Source organism: Furfurilactobacillus rossiae (genome assembly GCF_013394005.1).
Lineage (GTDB): Bacteria > Bacillota > Bacilli > Lactobacillales > Lactobacillaceae > Furfurilactobacillus > Furfurilactobacillus rossiae.
This window is the reverse complement of the sequence record NZ_CP040586.1, coordinates 2,260,550-2,281,337: the sequence shown is the minus strand read 5'-3', so window position 1 is coordinate 2,281,337 and position 20,788 is coordinate 2,260,550. Positions and strand designations below refer to the sequence as shown.

The 20,788-nt window shown below is 42.3% G+C and carries 27 protein-coding genes; 18 read left to right on the top strand and 9 right to left on the bottom strand.

The annotated features are described in order from the left end of the window. Positions 1-6: 6 nt before the first annotated feature. The 6 genes from LROSL1_RS11055 to LROSL1_RS11030 all read left to right on the top strand — a co-directional run bounded on the left by LROSL1_RS11055 (position 7) and on the right by LROSL1_RS11030 (position 2,963). Positions 7-609, top strand: coding sequence for a pentapeptide repeat-containing protein (locus LROSL1_RS11055; RefSeq protein ID WP_178914596.1), 603 nt, complete (start codon positions 7-9; stop codon positions 607-609). A gap of 208 nt (positions 610-817) precedes the next feature. Beyond that, a complete protein-coding gene (locus LROSL1_RS11050; protein ID WP_017260430.1) occupies positions 818-1,102 on the top strand; it encodes a LasU family protein in 285 nt (94 codons plus the stop codon). A 322-nt stretch (positions 1,103-1,424) separates the two neighbouring features. Continuing rightward, positions 1,425-1,913, top strand: a complete 489-nt coding sequence (locus LROSL1_RS11045; RefSeq protein ID WP_178914595.1) for a DUF3278 domain-containing protein — start codon at positions 1,425-1,427, stop codon at positions 1,911-1,913. Then, a complete protein-coding gene (locus LROSL1_RS11040; RefSeq protein WP_178914594.1) occupies positions 1,906-2,124 on the top strand; it encodes a helix-turn-helix transcriptional regulator in 219 nt (72 codons plus the stop codon). The genes LROSL1_RS11045 and LROSL1_RS11040 overlap by 8 nt, the downstream gene beginning before the upstream one ends. A gap of 261 nt (positions 2,125-2,385) precedes the next feature. Further along, on the top strand, positions 2,386-2,655 hold the full coding sequence (locus tag LROSL1_RS11035) for a type II toxin-antitoxin system Phd/YefM family antitoxin (RefSeq protein WP_178914593.1): 270 nt from the start codon (positions 2,386-2,388) through the stop codon (positions 2,653-2,655). 2 nt (positions 2,656-2,657) lie between these two features. After that, positions 2,658-2,963 (top strand): type II toxin-antitoxin system RelE/ParE family toxin, encoded by a 306-nt coding sequence (locus tag LROSL1_RS11030; protein WP_178914592.1) that lies wholly within the window; start codon positions 2,658-2,660, stop codon positions 2,961-2,963. A 294-nt stretch (positions 2,964-3,257) separates the two neighbouring features. On the opposite strand, the gene LROSL1_RS11025 is transcribed toward LROSL1_RS11030, so the two are convergent. Then, positions 3,258-3,752 carry a hypothetical protein gene (locus LROSL1_RS11025; RefSeq protein ID WP_017260431.1) on the bottom strand — a complete coding sequence of 165 codons (495 nt, stop codon included), beginning with the start codon at positions 3,750-3,752 and terminating at the stop codon, positions 3,258-3,260. Positions 3,753-3,877: 125 nt separating this feature from the next. Here LROSL1_RS11025 and LROSL1_RS11020 point away from each other — a divergent pair, with 125 nt between their 5' ends. After that, the gene (locus tag LROSL1_RS11020) at positions 3,878-4,168 is read left to right on the top strand and encodes an ArsR/SmtB family transcription factor (protein ID WP_017260432.1); all 291 of its coding nucleotides are present in this window, start codon (positions 3,878-3,880) and stop codon (positions 4,166-4,168) included. A 68-nt stretch (positions 4,169-4,236) separates the two neighbouring features. Beyond that, entirely contained in the window at positions 4,237-4,875 is a 639-nt protein-coding gene (locus LROSL1_RS11015) for a glutathione S-transferase N-terminal domain-containing protein (protein ID WP_178914960.1), read from the top strand. A 72-nt stretch (positions 4,876-4,947) separates the two neighbouring features. Here LROSL1_RS11015 and LROSL1_RS11010 read toward each other — a convergent pair whose 3' ends face one another. After that, a complete protein-coding gene (locus tag LROSL1_RS11010; RefSeq protein WP_178914591.1) occupies positions 4,948-5,892 on the bottom strand; it encodes a nucleotidyltransferase domain-containing protein in 945 nt (314 codons plus the stop codon). A gap of 142 nt (positions 5,893-6,034) precedes the next feature. On the opposite strand from LROSL1_RS11010, the gene LROSL1_RS11005 reads away from it, so the two are divergent. Together LROSL1_RS11005 and LROSL1_RS11000 are read left to right on the top strand one after the other, a co-directional pair. Beyond that, positions 6,035-6,487: a MarR family winged helix-turn-helix transcriptional regulator gene (locus tag LROSL1_RS11005; protein WP_178914590.1), complete on the top strand. Its 453-nt coding sequence runs from the start codon at positions 6,035-6,037 to the stop codon at positions 6,485-6,487. A 16-nt stretch (positions 6,488-6,503) separates the two neighbouring features. Beyond that, positions 6,504-7,019, top strand: a complete 516-nt coding sequence (locus LROSL1_RS11000; protein WP_178914589.1) for a GNAT family N-acetyltransferase — start codon at positions 6,504-6,506, stop codon at positions 7,017-7,019. Positions 7,020-7,025: 6 nt separating this feature from the next. Here LROSL1_RS11000 and LROSL1_RS10995 read toward each other — a convergent pair whose 3' ends face one another. Both LROSL1_RS10995 and LROSL1_RS10990 read right to left on the bottom strand, forming a co-directional pair. Further along, positions 7,026-7,307 carry a hypothetical protein gene (locus LROSL1_RS10995; protein WP_017260437.1) on the bottom strand — a complete coding sequence of 94 codons (282 nt, stop codon included), beginning with the start codon at positions 7,305-7,307 and terminating at the stop codon, positions 7,026-7,028. Between the two features lie 40 nt (positions 7,308-7,347). Next, positions 7,348-8,253, bottom strand: coding sequence for a metallophosphoesterase family protein (locus LROSL1_RS10990; protein WP_178914588.1), 906 nt, complete (start codon positions 8,251-8,253; stop codon positions 7,348-7,350). A 178-nt stretch (positions 8,254-8,431) separates the two neighbouring features. Between LROSL1_RS10990 and LROSL1_RS10985 the strand changes: the two genes are divergently transcribed. The 3 genes from LROSL1_RS10985 (at position 8,432) to LROSL1_RS10975 (ending at position 9,739) form a co-directional block, all read left to right on the top strand. Then, a complete protein-coding gene (locus LROSL1_RS10985; RefSeq protein WP_178914587.1) occupies positions 8,432-8,569 on the top strand; it encodes a hypothetical protein in 138 nt (45 codons plus the stop codon). Between the two features lie 18 nt (positions 8,570-8,587). Further along, positions 8,588-9,202 carry a nucleoside phosphorylase gene (locus LROSL1_RS10980; protein ID WP_178914586.1) on the top strand — a complete coding sequence of 205 codons (615 nt, stop codon included), beginning with the start codon at positions 8,588-8,590 and terminating at the stop codon, positions 9,200-9,202. 126 nt (positions 9,203-9,328) lie between these two features. Further along, positions 9,329-9,739, top strand: coding sequence for a GNAT family N-acetyltransferase (locus LROSL1_RS10975; protein ID WP_178914585.1), 411 nt, complete (start codon positions 9,329-9,331; stop codon positions 9,737-9,739). Positions 9,740-10,126: 387 nt separating this feature from the next. Here LROSL1_RS10975 and LROSL1_RS10970 read toward each other — a convergent pair whose 3' ends face one another. After that, a complete protein-coding gene (locus LROSL1_RS10970) occupies positions 10,127-10,933 on the bottom strand; it encodes an oxidoreductase (RefSeq protein ID WP_178914584.1) in 807 nt (268 codons plus the stop codon). Positions 10,934-11,106: 173 nt separating this feature from the next. Here LROSL1_RS10970 and LROSL1_RS10965 point away from each other — a divergent pair, with 173 nt between their 5' ends. Continuing rightward, a complete protein-coding gene (locus LROSL1_RS10965) occupies positions 11,107-11,691 on the top strand; it encodes a TetR/AcrR family transcriptional regulator (RefSeq protein ID WP_178914583.1) in 585 nt (194 codons plus the stop codon). Positions 11,692-11,828: 137 nt separating this feature from the next. Here the strand turns inward: LROSL1_RS10965 and LROSL1_RS10960 are convergent, their stop codons facing one another. The 3 genes from LROSL1_RS10960 to LROSL1_RS10950 are packed head-to-tail and all read right to left on the bottom strand — an operon-like array spanning position 11,829 to position 14,022. Then, positions 11,829-12,287, bottom strand: a complete 459-nt coding sequence (locus tag LROSL1_RS10960) for an NUDIX hydrolase (RefSeq protein WP_017260444.1) — start codon at positions 12,285-12,287, stop codon at positions 11,829-11,831. A 59-nt stretch (positions 12,288-12,346) separates the two neighbouring features. After that, positions 12,347-12,811 carry an NUDIX hydrolase gene (locus tag LROSL1_RS10955; RefSeq protein ID WP_017260445.1) on the bottom strand — a complete coding sequence of 155 codons (465 nt, stop codon included), beginning with the start codon at positions 12,809-12,811 and terminating at the stop codon, positions 12,347-12,349. Then, a complete protein-coding gene (locus LROSL1_RS10950; RefSeq protein ID WP_178914582.1) occupies positions 12,808-14,022 on the bottom strand; it encodes an MFS transporter in 1,215 nt (404 codons plus the stop codon). Before LROSL1_RS10950 ends, LROSL1_RS10955 begins: the two co-directional genes overlap by 4 nt. A 130-nt stretch (positions 14,023-14,152) precedes the next feature. On the opposite strand from LROSL1_RS10950, the gene LROSL1_RS10945 reads away from it, so the two are divergent. Next, positions 14,153-15,007 carry a helix-turn-helix domain-containing protein gene (locus LROSL1_RS10945; protein ID WP_178914581.1) on the top strand — a complete coding sequence of 285 codons (855 nt, stop codon included), beginning with the start codon at positions 14,153-14,155 and terminating at the stop codon, positions 15,005-15,007. A gap of 83 nt (positions 15,008-15,090) precedes the next feature. Here the strand turns inward: LROSL1_RS10945 and LROSL1_RS10940 are convergent, their stop codons facing one another. Continuing rightward, a complete protein-coding gene (locus LROSL1_RS10940) occupies positions 15,091-15,741 on the bottom strand; it encodes an SDR family oxidoreductase (RefSeq protein WP_178914580.1) in 651 nt (216 codons plus the stop codon). A gap of 183 nt (positions 15,742-15,924) precedes the next feature. On the opposite strand from LROSL1_RS10940, the gene LROSL1_RS10935 reads away from it, so the two are divergent. From LROSL1_RS10935 to LROSL1_RS10925, 3 genes are all read left to right on the top strand, one after another. Beyond that, positions 15,925-17,892 (top strand): M13-type metalloendopeptidase, encoded by a 1,968-nt coding sequence (locus LROSL1_RS10935; RefSeq protein ID WP_178914579.1) that lies wholly within the window; start codon positions 15,925-15,927, stop codon positions 17,890-17,892. A gap of 90 nt (positions 17,893-17,982) precedes the next feature. After that, entirely contained in the window at positions 17,983-19,947 is a 1,965-nt protein-coding gene (locus LROSL1_RS10930) for a M13 family metallopeptidase (RefSeq protein WP_225440525.1), read from the top strand. A 259-nt stretch (positions 19,948-20,206) separates the two neighbouring features. Continuing rightward, complete coding sequence (locus LROSL1_RS10925; protein ID WP_178914578.1) at positions 20,207-20,788, top strand: GNAT family N-acetyltransferase; 582 nt, start codon at positions 20,207-20,209, stop codon at positions 20,786-20,788.

Here is a 20,788-nt window from a genome sequence, read left to right as displayed (position 1 = left end):
ACAGAAATGACAGACATAAATATAGTCGAGGGCCAAACATTGTCGTTGGACGATGTAGAACCAGATCACCATTATGTGAAGTGTCATTTCACAGTTTCCAATGCGCCGATTCGACTGATGGATGCGAGCTTTGACCACTGCACGTTTGATCAAACAAACTTTGATAACGGCGATTTTAGCCGCGTAACCTGGACGCACAGTCAGTTTTTAAATGCGACTTGGCGTGAGACGAGTTGGTTCGATTGCAACCTGAAGAGTTTGCAGTTAGCTGGCAGTGACTTTAGCGAATCCGTGATGAAGAATGCGACATTTGATGCCTGCAAACTAACATACGCAAACTTCAGCGAAATGCGCGTGGAAAACAGTAAATTTTTAAATTGCGATCTGTTAGAAAGTGCGTTTCAGGCCGTCCGAGCTAAGAAAACCGTTAAGTTCGATGGCTCACGACTAACTGGGGCGGACTTTGTCGAAACACGGTTGAAGGGCTTCGACTGGCATGAGGCGGAGTTTGACACGTTGAGTATGAGCGCCAACTTAGCTAGCGGACTGGTTGTGAGCCAGTATCAGGCCGCTCAGTTGATTGGGATGTTTGAGATTGAAGTTAAATAAAATGAAGTCGCTAATCACGTGTAAATTGTGGTTAGCGACTTTTTTGTCTGACTTTGAAAACTTTCGTTGCGGTTATGCTGAAATGATAGTTTTAAAGTCTAGATAAATGACAGATATAAATGTGTAAGATAAAATATGGTTATCGAATCATAGTGTTAAAGTTATTGGTGCAAATTGACGTTGGCTATAGAACAAAGGTGATATTAAGATGAAAAAGACAATATCCATCGTTCCAACAATTGTCGCTTTATTTGTAGTTGGAATTCTACCTTTTATCTCAAAAATGAATGAAGTGCTCAAAAGTACGATTACAGCTTATACGTTGTTTGGCTTGGCAGGTTACAGTTTTTTACTCGTTTTTTTATACTGCATGCAGAACGCCTATCAAGCAAAAAATAAGTTAAATAGACATGAAAAAATGTATGTTGGATACTTTGTGATTTTGTTGATTGGATTAACTTTGTTTGGATTAACTTCAATGTTTTATCAGTGAGCTGCTAAACATGATTCTTAGTTAAAAGTCGTACAATTCCAAATTATTATAAATGCGAAAAAGTTAATTTATATTCATTTTCAAAACAAATATAATTTCGACGATCGTATAATGTTGATGAACAAAGATAGTCACAATTTATGCTGAGTCGTATTTTCTAAATAAGGCATAGCAAACGTTCACCAGTTGTCCGTTTGCTATGTTTTATTTATTGCTAAAATTAGTGTACTCAAAACGGATAAGTAATATATATTTTACATTTCGGTCTACAAGGCGTATATTGCTATGTAAGATATATTTTACATTGAGAGAGGGCGTCAATATGATTAAAAGAATGTTTGTTGGGTACTTAACACCGAGAGATGAGCGACAAATGACCGATATTAATAAGCGACTAGCTGGTTTATATATACTGTCGTTTTATCTAACTGCGGTAATTATGGCGGTTAGTTTGGTCATGGATATTTATTTTGATAATGGATTAGTCTCGCGTGGGACAATTCTAATAACTGTGCTAATGATGTTAAATTCACTTATTTATATTATTCGGTTTTGGCATGCGGAAAGTGTTACATCTGAGGTGATCAATGATCTTAATAAAAAGCAAGTTATTCATCATTTACAATTACGGACTTTAGGACAGGCTGTGTATTTTTTTGTTTTTATGACAGCCTGGATGATTTTCCTCAATTCCCTGTCATTTACTGCTCCTGCTGATCCGATTGGTAAAGTCATTTTAATGGTACTTATTGAATCAATATTGTTTGGCTTACTAATGTACGTTGTTGGCCGGGTCAAGATTCATGAATAATGTCAAAGCGTTGCGAACAGCCCAGGGACTTACGCAAAAGGGATTGGCGTTCAAAGTTGGAATTGTGCGACAAACACTCATTGCTATTGAAAAAGGGGATTACAATCCAAGCTTGTTGCTTTGTGCAAAGCTTGCCATTGCGTTAGATAGTACGCTTGACGAGTTATTTGAGCCCACTGTTGATGAGATTAGAACAGAAATGGATAAATAAAATACGCTTGAATGTTGATCGGTCATCAGACTTTTAGTCAATACCAGGCAGTCGAGTTCATTGAGGTGTTTGGGCCCGAGAAAAGTAAAATAAATAAGTCGTCACATACACAAGGAGTGCGATGTGGCGCTTTTTTTCAGAACCAATACTCAGTTAAGTACTGGTATTCTGAGTAGTTAGTGACGATTTAAAATTCAAATAAATTGACGTACGTCATAGCGTACGTTAAAGTGCTATTATTAATTCGAGGAGTGTGGAAAAATGAAAACATACACACCAACTAAATTACGCAAAGAGCTTTACACGGTCGTCAATGATGTCGTTGCTCACAATCAGCCTGTTGAAATAACGCTCCAGTCAAAGAACCATGTTCATAACAATGGTGCGGTAATCATTAGCAAGGCTCAGTATGAAGAGTACGAGAAAGACAGAGAGTTGGCTTTCCTGAAAGAAAATGGTGTTTTAGATGTTGTCAAAGACAGAATGGATCATGAAGGGCCAAGTGATTTTGATCCCAAGAACGCTTACTAACCGTGAAGGCATTTACTGTTATTCCTCATAAGAAAGTTAAAAATGATGATGAACCATTGCTTATTGCAGCTGGTCTGTTTGCAAACTACATGGCTATTGTTAAAATCTTGAAAGAAAACCCGTATAGTCGTGAACTCAACGGTTGGGAATTAATGGTTCCTCACAACAGAAAAATTTATTCTTGTCGTATAAATAATCAGCATCGTGTTGTATATACGGTCAGTAAACGTGAGCACATCGTCAAAATCTGGTCGGCGTGGTCACACTATGAGAAGCGCCTGCCACGTAATTGCAAACCGACAGATTGATTTTTTAGAAAATTGTAAAATAGAGTGTGAAACAAGTTTAAATTTTAAGTTTTTTTAATCGTACGGTAGATATGGTGTTGGGTGATTAAAATGAAAAATTATAGGCAGATTAACGCGATGAGTGTTAATAACGATGGAAACGATGGCTGAGGTGCGTAGTCGCATTAATGATGACAGTGGGTATACGAGTGTTGACGATATTGTTTGGAATCAATTGTGATTGTATCGTTCAATAAATAAGGCATAGAAAACGGACAATTGAACGTTTTCTATGCCTTATTTAGTAGTAAAGGTTTAATTATGACGGCGTTTGTCACTCGCAATAGATGCGGAAACAGCATACGCCAAGAGCGCAAACGCTAGGCCCGTACCTAAATCTATTAGTGCGTTGAAGGGTAAGCGACTAACGCTGGTGTCGCCAGTTATTGGATTGAAAATTAGAGTGAATAAGAAAAAGAAGATGGCTAAATCAATCCCGGCAAACGCCGACCTGAGAATAAGCCAGCGTCGTGTCGTGTTTTGATTTTTAAGCGTGCCATTTGGATCTTGGCTACGAATGAGTTTTCCAATTGAACCCCCGCCAAACGTATAGATTAAAATGGTTAACAGAGCTAAGAGACTAGTGCCGTGGCTGAGACTACCAGCCGGCCAATCTAACGCCAAACTGACTAGTGTGAAGGGAAGGCTTAACACCGCGGCCCACAATAGTCCGTTTAATAGGCGATTGTTTAGCGTTTGTGTCTGTGAGGATTCTTTAGGGTATACGAGATATTGCAAAAGTTTTAGCATGGTCTACATCTCCCTTTTTGATCTATCCTAATGATAGAATAAGCTGATTCTCAATAACAGAAAAGTCTTTTGGGATAGCGGTATCATTAGTTGAAATAAATTTGTTTTGGCTGTATCTTTGTTCTATGAATATCGAACAACAAGCAATTGACGACAAACTAGCAACAATCTTCAAAGTGCTGAGTGACCCTCACCGCATTAGCATTCTCCGGATTCTTCATGAAAACGGTCATGAGATGACGTGTGGTGAGGTTGGTGAACAACTGAACCTTGCTAAATCAACGGTGTCTTACCATTTTAAGGCATTACGAAAGGCCGGTTTGACTAATACACGCAAAGTTGGACAAACAAAGATGTTGTCCATTAACGAAACGACATTTGAACAATATTTACCGCACTTTTTTGATGTTTCGTAGTTACCGTTTTTATTTTTTGGATATTAGTTCGATAATTATCGAACTAATTGAAACAGAAAGGGCGAATGATGATGCAATTATTCTATGCTGCTGGAGCAAGTTCCATGGCGCCACATATTTTATTACGAGAATTGAAGCTGGATTTTGAATTAAGACGCGTTAATTTGGATCAAAAAACGTGGTCAAAAGGTGATTATAACGATGTTAACCCGAAATCGTATGTACCTGTTTTAGAGTTGAATGATGGAACTCGATTAACAGAATGTGCCGTTATTTTGGAGTATCTTGCTAGTCACGAGCACCGGCTAATTGCGGACTATGATTCGAAGCAATACTGGCAACAACGACAGTGGCTGAATTATCTTGCCATTGAATTGCATAAAAACTTTATTTCCCCGTTTCGTACTGGAAATTGGCTACCGAATACGGCAGAAAGTAAAGCGTTGGTTTGGCAACGTGTCTTACCACGATTACAGTTTGTCGAAACCACCTTTGAGGATGGTCGACAATGGCTAATGGGGAATGACTTTTCGTTAGTCGACCCATATTTATTTGTGATGACAAACTGGCTTCACAGATTGAATTACAGTTTTGAAACTTTGCTACAGCTAAAGGCGTTTGATTCACGCATGCGTGAGCGAGCCAGTGTTATCGATACTTTTAAGGTAGAGGGTAAGCCGCATGCATTGACTGATTCAACTAATTAAAGTGCATAAAACAACTGGTCAGTTGGCTCGAATATTTGAGCTAACTGACCGGTTGTTTGCTTTGGAAGATTGTTAAAGAAGTGATGTGAGTGCTGCAGCGTATTCTTTGCTAAAAGTTTGTAGTTGCTCACTGGTAGGTGCTTGAAAATGATTTCGATTGAGCAGCGTTAAATTTGGTTGAGAAAATTGATTTAAAAAGACATCGAGCGTTTGACCTTCTTTTAAGCAATCAAAAAAGAGAAATAAAATCTCGCCACACATCGTGTAACGCATCAGTGCGTAATTTTGCTGGATTTCATAACGATGTAATTTTCCAGCTAACAGTGTTAACTGAGTCTTGGTGTTGTATGGTTGTACCAATCTTGGCTCGCAAGCGTGTTGTAACGTTTGAAAATCGTCGATTATTGGCTGGCTAGAACATCTTTCGGCAGTAGCGCCAAGCAGTTGGTTTAACTGATTCAGTACAGGATTATGCGTGGCTGTGTCAAAGACGGCCTGGTTACCTAGTTTATGGCCATTAATGAATGCAAACTGCATATTTAATTGCCCAACTAACCATAATTCGGTTTGATACGCCGAAAAAGACCTTGCAGGTTGCTGTGCTAAAACATTGAGTAAGCGACGGTCGGTATTTATAAATGCATGCGAATAATCGTTCTTGGTAAATTGATTAATTCGTTTGTTAACCGATTCTTGATAATTGTTGAGACGAAGATTTTTATCGCAAACAATGACATTTTCGAGCCAGTAGCGGTTATCAAATGCTTCATCTGGTGATTGGATTGATAGCGATGAGTCGACTTTCTTGAGGTAGCTAACTTGAAAAAGGCGATTTTGAAACAGGACATCAATTTGTGTTTCGTCGTGATTTTGGTTAAACACAAGCAGGTCAACGTCGCTGTTTGCACTCATTTCACCACGGGCAGTTGATCCGGTTAGGACAATTTCAGTCTCATTAGGACAGTATGTTTGGCAAAAATGAGTGATTAACTGTTGTGTTGATTCTGATAGTGACATTTAATTGCTCCAATCTGGATGTGTCTGTCCACCATATTTTTTATTATAAGGCAGCAAAAAAGAAATAATATACAGTATTTTGTTTTAATCACAACAAAATACTGTATAATCTTTATAACAAACTAGTCAACAGGAGAGAAATATGGAAGATGTATTACGTTCAATCGGTAAAATTTCACGTGCATTAGATGCGATCTCTAATATTGATTTCCAGAACATCGACCTTACCAAAGGCCAGTATTTGTATCTTGTGAGAATCTGCGAAAATCCCGGCATCATTCAGGGGAGGTTGGCGGAACTCGTAATGGTGGATCGCACGACGGTGTCACAGGCGATAAAAAAGCTGGTTAATAACGGTTTTATTACACGTCAACACAGCGAAACGAACCTTAAAAACTATGAGCTTTACCCAACGGCCAAAGGAACGGCCATTTATCCACGACTCAAACGTGAAAATGCGTATTCGACTGACAAGGCGCTGCAAGGATTTTCAAGAGAAGAAGCACAACAGTTGGCGGCCTTTTTAGAACGGATGACCATTAACGTTAACGAAGACTGGAAGTCAGTAAAAGCAGGCGTCCCACGAGATTATTAACAATCATGGAGGATTTATGACAGTACAAATAACAGCAGTCACACCACAAGACGTAACAACGCTACGTGAGGTCAGTTGTGCAACGTTTCAAGATACATTTGGCTCTGAAAACAGCACGACCGATTTACAAGACTATCTTGACCGCGCTTACTCAGTTGATCAATTGTTGACAGAAATCAATAATCCGGAATCGTGGTTCTACTTTATTAAAGTGAATCAGGCAGTTGCGGGTTATCTCAAATTAAATGTTGGCGAGGCACAAACGGAGAAGATGGGGTCGGATGCGTTAGAAATACAGCGGATTTACATTTTGCCGTCGTTCAAGCGCAAAGGATTGGGCACGCAACTATTCAATCAAGCGATTGCCAATGCGGAAGACTTGCACAAAAGGGCAATCTGGCTGGGCGTTTGGGAACACAATGACGCGGCTCGCAAGTTCTATCATAAAATCGGGTTCCAACCAGTCGGCGACCATGTATTCCAACTTGGTTCCTCCGTCCAGCGGGATCTGATTATGAAACGCACTCTGTAGCCCAATCTAAGTGAGATCTTCTGGATCAATTTCGAGCGTTGGCCAGTGGGATAGGGTCGATAAATCAGTATCATAGGGCACACTGTAAACCATATAGTAATGATCCGGTTTCTGTTTGCGAAGGCGAGTGAGCTGCTGTTGAGCTTGTTGAACGTCTGTTGTGACATAAAGCAAACCGACCACGCCGACCTTTTGACCATCTGTGTTCGATTCGGTCCAACCGCCCAGAATTACTTTTAACGGTGCTTTGCCGGATAAGCCAAGTTGAATTAGTTCTTCATCGTTCATAATTGTGGCCGCCTTTCATCAAAAAAAGTTTTAAATCTGTTTAATGGTCACCTTTACCTGGCATATCATCAGCATTGTTCTGTCTTTCAGGAATCGGTAAACTGTTTAGAAAATCGATGGCTTGTTCACGATAATGATGTTTCGCGTTGACCTTAGTTAAGGTAGCGGCATCATGAGTTGAGGCATGTCCGGTGAACATCAGTTTCTGATATAAATCGATATATGGAAAATGTAGGTCTTTAGCACGTTGCAGTTCGCCGTCCATGTCATACGGGACGCGACGGAAATCAACATCTTCAATGCCTTTTTCTGAAATTGTGAGCAATAGGTAACTGGCGGCACGATTAGCTAACAGTTTATCGCGGGTAAACCAGATTTGACCGATGGAACCGGGATTCAACACCATCTGGCCATTTGATGTATATCGCCAAACGGGTGTATGCGTGTGCGCGTAAAGGGCCACATCCGCGTCGTGGTTATTTTCGGTGAGAACGTCGAAGTTTGTTTGGGTCTCAGTAGGAAATAGCGAGTGACCATGATTCTTAGTCGGAAGATTATGTGACATCGTGAAAACAAGATTATCAATAACTTTTCGGCCGGTCATGGGCAGGTTTCTTAATTGGGCTTCTCGTTGAGGTGTGTAACGAGCGTGCTCATACTGGGCCAAAATGGTGAAGTAAACATCAGTGGGATCGTCAAAGTTCACACCTTTTTTCGGTTTGCCCATGATAAAGTTGTAGTCACTTTCCCAGTTGCCCATGAGGTATTGGGTGGCGCCAACTTGTTCCAATAAGTCATAGCATTCCGCTGATGTCGCGCCGCCAAGCGCAATATCACCCAGTGACCATACTTCATCGACACCATGCTTTTTCGCGTCGCTGAGGGCAGCGCGCAAAGCTGATGCATTGCCATGACTGTCTGATAACACCGCAATTCGATAATCCATGTCGTACCTCCGTCTCTCTTCAAATCTCCGATTGGCGAGTGCTTGCTGAATTTCTACACTCTGTCTTTAGTTTACTGACCGTTTGCAAACTTGCAATCAAAAGGTTGCAACGGGGGTAGACGAATAATCAAGTTAAGTGTAATCTTAACATTGAAATTTGATGAGGGGATGAGGACGGATGACAGAATCACCATTATTTAACTTTGACACAAACCAGGTGGGCGTCACCGATCCGCATGAAGACCCCGAAATCATTGCGGAAACGAAGTGTCTATTTGCATTTGTCGAAACCGCAGACTTGGTAACGTTTTTATAACCATATCATGCGGTTGAGGTGGGGACGTTTAGCTGTATTACCAGAGAATTTCCGATTTTACGCATTGAGGTTGAGGGTCAACTGTTGACAGTGATGCAGGCGCCACTTGGAGCTCCCGCTGCGACGCAGATTTTGGATTATTTGATTGGGCACGGTGTTAAACAAATTATCAGTATGGGCAGCTGTGGTGTGCTGACCGATCACGCTGAGGGCGCCTTCTTGTTGCCGATGAATGCGTTGCGCGATGAAGGTACTTCCTACCATTATCTGCCGGCAGAAACGACGGTAACATTGAATCCGGTAATGCGGCAGGCGATTGAGACAACTATCAGTCAGCACCATGAGACGATTACCCGCGTGAACACATGGACGACAGACGGTTATTTCCGGGAAACTGAAAAGTTGGTTGATCAATATCGCGCCGCAGGTTACCAAACGGTGGAAATGGAATGTGCTGCGTTGGCCGCTTGCGCCCAGTTTCGCGGTGTCGATTTTGGTCAGTTTTTCTTTACGGCTGATTCTTTAGCGCACACAGATGCCTATGATAAACGTGATTGGGGCCGTTCGGCTCGACAAACGGCGCTACGTATGGGATTAGCGACATTACTAGCATTACATGACCCATTAAATTAGTGGACATGCATAAAATGATTGCCCGATAATGAAATCAAAATGAAATCTGGAGGTTACCATCTATGGGGTGTGACAAACGTAAGACTGCACTTTGCTGAGATGTTAAGCAAAGTGGAGGACAATTAAATGATTAATATTAAAACCGTTTCGACGATGGACAAACAGGCTGTTGTAACATTGTACAAAGCGAACGGATGGATTGCTTATACGCAAAACCCGCAAGCATTGATGACTGCGATTGCGCATTCAGTCAACATTGCGGCGTTTGATAACGAAAAGCTCGTGGGGTTGCTACGCTATGTGACTGATGAGGTGTCGATTGCCTTTATTCAAGATATTTTGATACTGCCCGAATACCAACGACAGGGGATCGGCCGACAGTTGATGATGACAGCGATGAAGCGACTGAAGAATATCGGTCAGGTTCATTTGTTGACTGAAAACGAGCCGAAGACTGTTGGGTTTTATACCGCAGTTGGTTTTCGTAATGCGGCTAATGCAAACTTGGTCACGTTTACGATGGAGAATCGGTATTAAATTCATTCGACGCGTACATTGCGGTTGCGGAGGAAAAATCATGATAATTTGGACTTATAAATTATAAAATATAAAGCGAGTAAAAAACGGGGCAGTCACGATATGTGGCCGTCCCGTTTCACTGTAAATGGGCTTTTGGGTCTAAACTTTTAGCGGACATGATATAACTGCAATGTTAAGAGAGCATCATGGCAATGACATCTCCTGCCGATCCGCAAAAGCGGTGGTGGAAACGACAAATGAGCAATCGTCACCTTACCAAAAGATGAGACGACTGCTCTTTTTTATGGCTCAATTTTGATGAGGTTTCCGTGCCGTTTTCGTTAGGGTTTTATGGTGCCTTGATTAAGTTATAAATCTTTTAATATCAACATTTTGAGACCTGTTTTATAGACCGCCACTTACCATGCGGTCAAACATTCGGTAGGAAAGTTTGCGAGCGGCAATGACCATCCACTTGTCGTGCATTGTGGCTTGATAACGCGTTTTAGGATGCTTGATTTGAGCAACCTTGAGCATTAAAGCGCCGATTTGATCTGCCGTTTCTAGACCAGATGGTGTTGCACTGGTAAAAGCATCGACCATCTTGCGATACGCTGAGTTGGCAGGTGTAGCCGCGATGAGGTGGTCCGCGGAAATTTTTAGCCAGTTAGTATTGGTACCGCCGGGTTCAGTGATGACAACGTCGATGCCGAACTGTTTGACCTCCAAACGAAGTGAATCACTGAGTGCCTCAAAAGCGTGTTTGGAAGCAAAGTACCAGCCGCCAAGTGGTGCATAAATTTGACCAACAATGGAGGAGTTGTTGATGATCCGGCCAGAATGTTGAGCCCGCATCGTTGGCAATACCAGTTGGGTTAGGTTCATGGCCCCAAAAACATTCACATCGAATTGTTGCTTGGCTTCTTCGGGGGAGACGTCTTCCAGCGCGCCAAAAGAGCCATAGCCAGCGTTATTAATTAGGATGTCAATCCGGCCAGCGTCTTTTAGTACCTGATCGACAAAGGCCTGGTTAGATTGGGGATCAGTGACGTCCAAACGAAGGGTGTGGATACCTAATTTGGACAAGTGCGCCATTTTTTCAATGCGGCGAGCGCCGGCGTAAACGTTATAACCAGCTTCAGAAAATTGTTTGGCCGCCGATTCACCCATTCCTGAGGATGCACCAGTAATGATCACAACGGGTTTAGTCATGTTAATAATCTCCTTTAAGGAATATAAATTCTTTTATTGAACAAAAAAATAAATGAGTAACTGGATTCAATTGAACGTGTTTTAATATAAGAGAATTTTTATTCTTTGTCAATCATTTGTTTAAAAAGACTTTTTATCTTGACCAGGAATCTAAATTCTTTTATAGTGGCAACATGAGAGAAAAAGATGAAAATCGTCGGCAACATATCCTTGACGTGACAACAAAAATGATTATTTCAGAGGGTATTAGCGGCGTGACCCTAACCAAAGTAGCGAAAGCGGCAGGCATTTCGCAATCTAATATTTATATCTACTTTAAGGACAAGGCAGATATCGTCAAGCAAACCTTTTTAAGTCGTAAACAGCTCATTGGTGATTATTTAATGACGCATTATTCACCAAAGGGCAGTGCTATTGAAAACCTAACGCTGTTTGCGCGGGCACTTTATCAGTTTGCTATCGAAGATCCTGATGACATGGCACTTATTCAACAATTTAATGCGTCGCCTGTGCTCGCAACGTTAGATCTATCAAAGGAAGACGCCGAACTAAACTTTAACCAGATCTTCAAAGAGCTAAAGCAGGGTGTTGAAGACGGCGAACTGCGTGAGATGGATCCTGATGTTATTTTGACCATGGGTTTTGTCACGATTACGACATATGCACAACGAGTGGCTGCTAAAACGATTGATCCTGTTACGACGCCTTTGAGTGCCGTCATTGATATGATTATTGCGGCTAGCAGAAAGCCGGCCTGAATTTGCAAACGGACTTGAAGCAAATGTGGTCGACTTTGAATGATCAGTATATTGAATTGTTGGGTGCTGATGGGGAGCAAGCGTTGCGAACCTTACTGAATGCTGATTTCGATGTACTTAAAGCTAACAAAGGCTAATTATTGTTTGGCAACCCACTGTTTTAGGCAGTCGAGCATGTCCTGACTTTGCTTGAAAAACAATGCTGGTGCGCTATCCAAATCGAAGAAGCGCACCGCGGTAGTTTCGTTGGTTACCTGATCCAACAGGCGACCACCAGCCTCTTTAACAACAAACAAAGTAGAAATGATTTGCGTTTCATCGCCGTTAGGGTAGGTATAGAAATATTTATCGAAGACACCGAGTGTTTGGTTCACTGTAACCGATAGCCCAGTGTCTTCTTTAAATTCACGCACCATTGCTTCCTTGTATGACTCGCCGAATTCCAAGTAACCGCCTGGTAGACACCAGCCACCAGTATCTGCGCGTTCTTGGAGTAAAATTTGTTGTTGATCGTTTAGTAAACACCCAGTTGAAGAATTCAAAATTAATGGGCGATGACCGGTAAGCGAGCGAATCTCTTTAATATAATTTGCCATGTCGAACACTCCTGTTTCGTTCAATTAATGTGGAAAATTTAATGGGTCGACCAATCAGGTTAATCATAAAACGGAATGTCGGATTGTTGAAGATGTTTCCAAATCATTTTAGCTTGATTGTTGAACAATTGGGGATGATCTTTTAGCGAAAACCAACGTAATGAGCTGGTCTCATCGTTGTCTGCATTAAGCTGACCGGATACTAGCTGCATTTCGAAAATGATGCCAACTGTTTGCGCAACGTCACCATTGGGATAGTGAGCAATGAAATCGGAAGTGGTGCCTAACAGTCGCGTTACTTTAGTTAGGAGCCCCGTTTCTTCTTGAATTTCCCGAATGACAGCGTGGCGAGTCGACTCGCCGTACTGAAGCATGCCGCCGGGGAAACCCCACAACTGTGAGTCTGATCGTTGCTGCAATAAGATGGGCCCGTCAGTATTTCTGAGGATGCCACCAGCAAAGACTAGGATAAGTGGCTGATGGCCGATGATTTGACGTAAACCTTGTATATAATTTTCATTCATTTTGTTTCCTTCTCTCTAAAAAATAAGTGCGTTATGAGTGCCGTAACAATCGTGCTTAAACTGATAAGTAAAAAAGTGAAATTACCGATTTGATTAATAATCCGACCGAAGAGAAAACTCCCAAGTGGTGCTAAACATGAAACGGTTAAAAAGACAGCGCTGAAAACACGACCAAGAAATTCACGGTTAGTATGCGTTTGAACAAAAGCAAAAAAATTGATGTTGAACCGGGCCATGATGAATTCACAGACAAATGTGATCACTAACAGGAACCAATAATTGGTCCAAAATCCAGCAAGTCCGAGAATCGCACTGCCACCAACGAGGTCGGCAAACATTTGCCGCAAGTTAGCTTCACGATTTCGTTTACCGACCCACAAACCGCATAAAATACCACCGGCCGCCTGGGCAAATAAAAGCCAGCTGTAATTGATCGCAGGTAGTTGATAGACATGATGAATCAGGTAAGGCAGGAGAATATCTAGGCCGGCATAGAAGAAGTTGACCCATGCACAGATAATTATGATATCCAGCAATGCCGGCGTTTGCCTAAGGTAGGTGAAACCGGTGATCAAACTGTTAATGAAATTTTGTTTTTCGTGATTTGGGGCAAACCGGTATCTCAATGTTGCATCCAGTACTGCCGCGAACACAAATGACCAACCATTTAGCCACATAAAGGCGCGGAGGTTCATGAAACTAAAACCGATTAGCAGACCGCCTAAGGCTGGCCCAACGAGTTTAATTAAGTAAGACGTACTGTTTGTGGTCGCGTTAAACCGCGGTAGGTGATCTTTATCAATAATTTCTGGGGTGATGGCCTTAACGGATGGCGAATTAAATGCGAAAACGAAGGCCAAAATGCCCGACATGACAGTGAGAAGGACAATTTGTGGTCGTTGAGTATTGATAAACAGGGCAACCGTGATGCAGGCCACCGCCGAGAGCAAGTCTGAGCAGATCAATAAACGCTGGCGATTGTGTCGATCGACGACAGGACCGGAAAAAAGGTTTCCTGCCACCATTGCTACCCCAGCGACAGCGTTGATTGTGCCGAGGGCACTCGCGTTGCCGGTGAGCTTGATTAGATACCAATTTAGCGCAAATGTATAAAGAATACTGCCGAGCTTAGAAATGATGGCACTGCTTAACAACGGCCAACTAAAATGATGCGTCTGAGTGCTTGTTTCCGTTTGAATTAAAGACTTCATGATTTCCGTTCGCCTCCTTGAATTAATAATTCTCAGTGTAGCCGGCGGGAAGAAATTGAAGATTTTTTGTCTCTGATTTCGACATTGCGTATAATTTGAAGTGTTAGTTAGGGATGAAGGAGGCCACGCAATGACAGTCGGTGAAGTGCTTCGTCAGTTACGTATCGATAAGAATCTGACCCAAAGAGAAGCGGCAAAAGGTATTATGTCACGTTCTCATCTATCTGAATTGGAACATGGTGATTATTACCCAGCATACGATACAATGTTGCGCCTACTTCGGCGCTTAAATATCACGTTGACCGAGTTTCAAACGGAGATTGGCGCCGTTTCCGACGAACTAGGAAGGGCCTACATTCAGCACACGAATCATTTATCGACGGAACAGAAGTTGCCTGAGTTGGAACGTTACCTCACCGAGGTGTTTACGGATGATGTGGCTAAGTCCGATCTGCGTTTACGTATGAAGCGATTAAATATGCTGGGGCTGGTTAACTTCGAACTGCACCCACAGACAGTGAATTTAAACGATTATCAACCAATTTTTGATTACTTACTCGGATGTCAAAATTGGCACGAATACGAAATTCGGTTGCTGGCAAACTCAATTTTTCTGGCCCAATATGACGTTGCCAAAATGTTGGCCCATCAGTTTGTAACGAAGGGACGCCGTGTTCACTTCCACGATTTTAAGATTAAAGTGGCGCTGTTCTTTCACAATCTAATGGAAATTGCGCTTGATCATGGGGATGACCGGTTATCGAAGCAGTATGCGACCCAGTCCTTGTTTTACGGAAAAGCCGCGCACAGTCTGTCGTTTCAGATTGATGCAGAAATCTTCCTGGAATTAATCGCCATTCGTGCGGGAACAGATATCGGTCAAAATAAACAAAAAATCGAACACCGAATTTCGATGTTCGAAGAATTAGGCTATCAAGATGTTGCCAACAGTCGACGTCAAGCGGTTAAAAAATATCTTGCTTGAACGTATGGTGCAGTAGCCACAAAACGACGCGCCAACTCTAATAAGGGGTCAACGCGTCGTTTTGTTATCTCATGTGAATGTTTTTAGAATGCTTGGTCAATCGGTGTGTCACCGGAGCCAATCGTGTAGGATTGGCGAATTGTATCAGGTGCATCGATCAACTCAGTAATGGTTGCGGCGACGTCGGCGCGCGGAATCTTAACGCCTTTTTCGTCAGCTGGGTTAATGGTGATTTCACCAGTACCGGCGTCATTAGTTAAATATCCAGGGCGAATGATGGTGTAGTCGAGACTAGTTTGTTTCAGCATTTCGTCCGCGTAACGTTTGGCAATCATGTAAGGCTTGATGCCACTTGCGTCCCACGCTTCACGGTGATTGCTGAAGATGGAGCTGACCATGATATAACGTTTGATGCCAGCCTGTTCAGCGCCTTCCATGGTTTTAACGGCACCGTCTAGGTCAACAATTAAGGTTTGATCGTCACCAGTCTTGCCGCCTGAACCTGCGGAGAAGACGATGGTGTCCGCGCCAGTGGCCTTAAACTGGTCAGCCATTTTATCTGGTAGAGCGTTGAGGTCAAACTCAGTTGGGTGGACAAACGGACTGTCTGGGAATACGTCAGCCTGTGCAAGGTCACGAATGCCAGCAAAGACTGTGACACCTTTATCAGCTAAGTCAGCAACAATCTGTTGACCAATATGACCGTGTGCACCAACTAGAAATACAGAACTCATAAGAATCCTCCTTAAATTGTAACTGAAATAATTTCAATAACAGCAGTGTAGCGACAATAAACAAAGATTACAAACATTTACAGCTGAGTTTCCTGAATCCCTTTTGTTTAGGTGAGAGAATTGCTATACTAAATGAGAGTTTTAACCATTTTCTAATGTTAGAGAAAGAATTGGAGATGTTTTATGAGTTTAAAACATAATTTGAACGCGGCTTTAGTTGGTGGGGCCAGCAGTGCAACTGAAGGTACTGCGTCAGTTAAGGACGATCTATACCTAAGTGTTAATGGAGAATGGCTGAAGACAGCAAAAATACCAGCTGATAGATCGACAGCCGGCGGATTCACAGATTTGGATATTGGTGTTGAAAAGACACTAATGCATGACTTTGAAGCAATGGTGGACGGAAAAGTTGAGCCAGATAATGTGTTATTAGCAAACTTCGTCAAATACTACCAATTGGCGAATGACTTAAAACACCGTGATGCTGACGGAATGAAGCCAATTAAGCCCTTGCTGAAAGAAATCGAGAGTTTGTCAGATTTTAAAGATTTACAGAATGATTTATTCACTTTGAGTAAAAGGAATATTAACATTCCTTGTCCAATGGGAACAATCCCTGATATGAAAGATACGAAACATTATGTTTTAGCAGTTGGCGCGCCTGATACATTTTTGCCAGATGTCGACTATTACAAGGCAGAAAATAAAGATGGTAAAAAGTTACTGTCGGTGCTTCGACAAACGATGACAAGCTTATTTAAATTAGCCGATTTTGAGGACCAAAGGGTTGAGTCAATTCTTGATCAGGCGATTTCCTTTGATAAGAAAATTGCTCAGCACAGTAAAACTAGTGAGCAAAAGGCTGATGTACCAAGTTATTATAATCCAGAGAATTTTGAAACATTTGGCACACATAGTCAAATCTTAGATTTAAAAAAGTTTGTGAAAACGGCAATTGGCAATCAGTCGGTGAAGATTATTGATATCGATCCGCAATATTATAATGCGTTAGATGAAATTGTCACGGAAGATAGTTTCGATGAAATCAAAAGTTGGTTGTTAGTAAGTGCTTTATACAATTGGAGCGGCTATCTTTCAGATCAGTCGAGAGTGGTTGGTGGTACATATAAGCGTGCTCTTTATGGTCAGGAAGAAGCCCCGACAGCTGAGAAGGCAGCGTTTAGAAAAGCGTATAAACGTTTTTCGATGGTAGTCGGAGATTACTACGGACGAAAGTATTTTGGATCAGCTGCGAAAGCAGATGTACTAAAGATGGTTCATCGAATGATCAATGTATACAAGGATCGGCTTTCAAAAAATAAATGGCTTGGAGAAGAAACTCGAGAAAAAGCTATTTTAAAACTTGATTCTTTGGTACCGAATGTTGGTTTTCCGAATCAAATCAGTCCAATTTATACAAAATTTGTTGTTCAAACGGCTGCCGAGGGCGGTTCCTTTTTCAGCAATGAGTTGCGATTCTCGGAAATTGAAAATCAACATCAATTTGACTTGATTGGAAGCAACGTTGATCGGTCAGAATGGGAAGATATTAATCCAGCTGAAGTAAATGCATTTTACACGCCAATGAAAAACAGTATTTTCTTTCCAGCAGCAATATTACAAGCGCCATTTTACAGTTTGAAACAGACAAGTTCCGAAAATTACGCCGGCATCGGGGCTGTGATGGCGCATGAAATTTCTCACGCATTTGATAATAACGGCGCAAGCTTTGATGAGCATGGCAATTTAAATAATTGGTGGACTGAGGCCGATTTAAAACGGTTTAAAGACTTAACTCAATCAATGGCACAAGAATTCGACGGCATTGAATTTGTGGGTAAAACAGTTAATGGTAAGTTGACTGTTACAGAAAATGTTGCAGACGGCGGTGGATTGAGTTGTGCTTTAGAGGCAGCTAAGCAAGAAAGTGATTTTTCATCAAAAGATTTCTTTGAAAATTGGGCAAAAATTTGGCGAGAAAAGTCTAGTACGGAATTTTTACACTGGGTTATGGCCACTGACGTTCACGCACCATCCAAACTACGTGCCAACGTTCAGGCTCAAAATATCGACGATTTCTACACCACGTTTGATGTTCACGAGGGTGACGGGATGTGGTTGGCACCCGAAAAACGAGTTCACATTTGGTAGGCCGTCGTTGTTGATTTTACGTTGGCAACGGTGAGATAGTATTGGTGTTTGAACGATAATAAAAATAGATTTGAAAACGAGGCAGTATATATGACAGTTAATAATCACATTGCAGCATTAGTCGGCGGTGCCACAAGCTCAGACGAGGGTACTGCAGATGTTAAAGATGATTTGTATTTAGGCGTTAACGGTGACTGGCTAAAGACGGCCAAAATTCCAGCTGACAAACCCACTACTGGTGGTTTTGCGGACTTAGTTGAAAACATTGAAAAGACATTGATGAATGACTTTGGCGACATGTTGGATGGCAAAGTTGAACCAAACAACGTTTTACTGGCTAACTTCATCGCTTTCTATCATCAAGCCAGTGATTATGCAGCCCGTGACAAGGCTGGTTTCGAGCCATTAAAGCCACTGGTAAAACAGGTTCAGGATTTAACTAGTTTTGAAGACTTACAAAAGCAGTTAGTGACTTTCATTAAGCAGGGAAGTGGCGCCTTAATTCCAATCGACGTTGAACCTGACATGAAGGATACCAAACATCGTGTTGTAAACGTTGACGCACCAAGTTTGATCCTGCCAGATACAACCTATTATGCGGAGGGCAATGAAGCTGCGCCTAAATTGACGGCAGCGTTCCGTGGAATGATGACAAAACTGTTCAAGGCTACCGGTTTTAGTGATAACGAGATCAAAACAACGTTGGATCAGGCCGTTGCTTTGGATGCAAAATTCGCTAAACACGAAAAGAGTAGCGAAGAAAAGGCTGATTATCCAAAGCTGTATAACCCACAAGACTTATCAGAGTTTGGCAAACACAGTTCTGTGCTGGACTTAAAGGCTTACGTGGATGAAGCACTTGATAACCGGGTTAACCGCGTTATCGTTGCTGATCCTAAGTTCTATGAAGCGTTTGACAGTCTTGTAACAGCTGATAATTTTGATGAAGTAAAGAGCTGGTACTTAGTTAAGGTGGTCCGCAACTGGGCTGGCTACTTAACCAACGATGCTCGGGTAATTGCCGGTGAATACAACCGTGCGCTGACGGGAACTAAGGAAGCACCTGACAAACAAAAGGGTGCTTACCGCTTAGCCTACAGTCAATTCAACATGGTCGTTGGTGATTATTACGCTCGTAAGTATTTCGGTACTAAGGCGAAGAATGATGTCATGGACATGGTTCACCGGATGATTGACGTCTATAAAAACCGTTTGGCTAGCAACGACTGGTTGAGCAAAGATACGCGTGACAAGGCTATTTTGAAGCTGAATACGTTGATTCCAAACGTTGGTTTTCCTGATAAAATCGATCCAGTGTTTGCACAGTTTGTGGTCAAGACTGAAGCAGACGGTGGCTCCTTATTCAGCAATGCATTGAACTTTGCAAAGATTGCGGCTCAGGCTAACTTTGATGACATCGATAAGCCAGTTGACCGGACTATGTGGAACTACATGGATCCAGCAATGGTTAACGCCTATTACGACCCATCGAACAACATCATCGTGTTCCCAGCCGCCATCCTGCAAGCGCCATTCTACAGCTTGAAGCAAACGAGTTCGGAAAACTTTGGTGGGATCGGTGCTGTTATGGCACATGAAATTTCACATGCCTTTGACAATAATGGTGCTCAATTCGACGAGTACGGGAACATGCACAATTGGTGGACCGAAGCCGATTTGAAGCACTTCCAAGGCTTGACGCAAGCGATGATCGACGAATTTAACGGTCTTGATTTTGCAGGTCAAAAAGTTAACGGTAAATTGGTTGTTTCTGAAAACGTTGCGGACCAAGGTGGCCTGAGCTGTGCGTTGGAAGCGGCTAAGGAAGATGACAGTTTCTCTGGCAAGGAATTCTTCACCAACTGGGCTAAGGTTTGGTGCATGAAGGCCAGCCAAGAATATGAACAAATGTTGTTGAGCATCGACGTCCACGCGCCACATAAGTTGCGTGCCAATGTTCAGGCACAGAACCTGGATGACTTCTACACCGCTTTCGATGTCAAGGAAGGCGACGGTATGTGGTTGGCACCGGACAAGAGAGTGCACATTTGGTAATTTAAAGAGCGTGAACACCCCTGGTTGCGAGCCGAGCAATAACGGAAATGAGGCACAGTGCAAGCGAACTTTGCTTGTGCTGTGCCTCATTTTGGTTATGCACAGGCGCGTGGGGGTGTGAACGCGTTTCGACTATATAAAAGTAAACAACAAAGCCAAGCTGACTAAATTGCAGCAACAGTCGGCCAATCACAATGGACGAGATTAAATTGGTCATCTAGTTTTCAGTTCCAAAATACGATTTAAAAAGGATTTTCTCATGCAAATTCGCGATTACCATTCTACAGACGAGCAGTCGTGGCTTCAATGCCGTGTATTATCCTTCATGGATTCCAGTTATTTCCAAGACGTCCAACAGCACCGGCAAACGTTTGCGCGACCAAGTGTTGAATTAATAGTTGTTCAAGAAAATAAAATTGTGGGCCTGATTGATGCGGAATTAAACAGTCAGAGCATGACGGACAAACAAGAATCCGGGGCAATGATTTGGAATTTGGCGGTTTTGCCGGAATATCGTCGACAAGGTGTTGCCAAGGACTTATGGCAAGCAATGCGCAAACGACTGCTGGATCAAGATATTCATTACTGCGAACTGTGGACGCAAGAGGATGTGCCGGCTAACCGTTTTTATCAACACAACGGGTTCAAATTGGATACTAATGCAACGTATTTACGGTGCAAAATTGGTGGCAGAGAGCTGCCATTAGCATTATCGAAGCAGCTTAACAAAACTGTTTATGTTGAGGACATGACGTTTGAAGCGCAAGTTAGTGAGCGGGAACAATTACAACCATTATGTGGTGAAATCATCGAAACGCGAATGTACACACAACACTTTTAA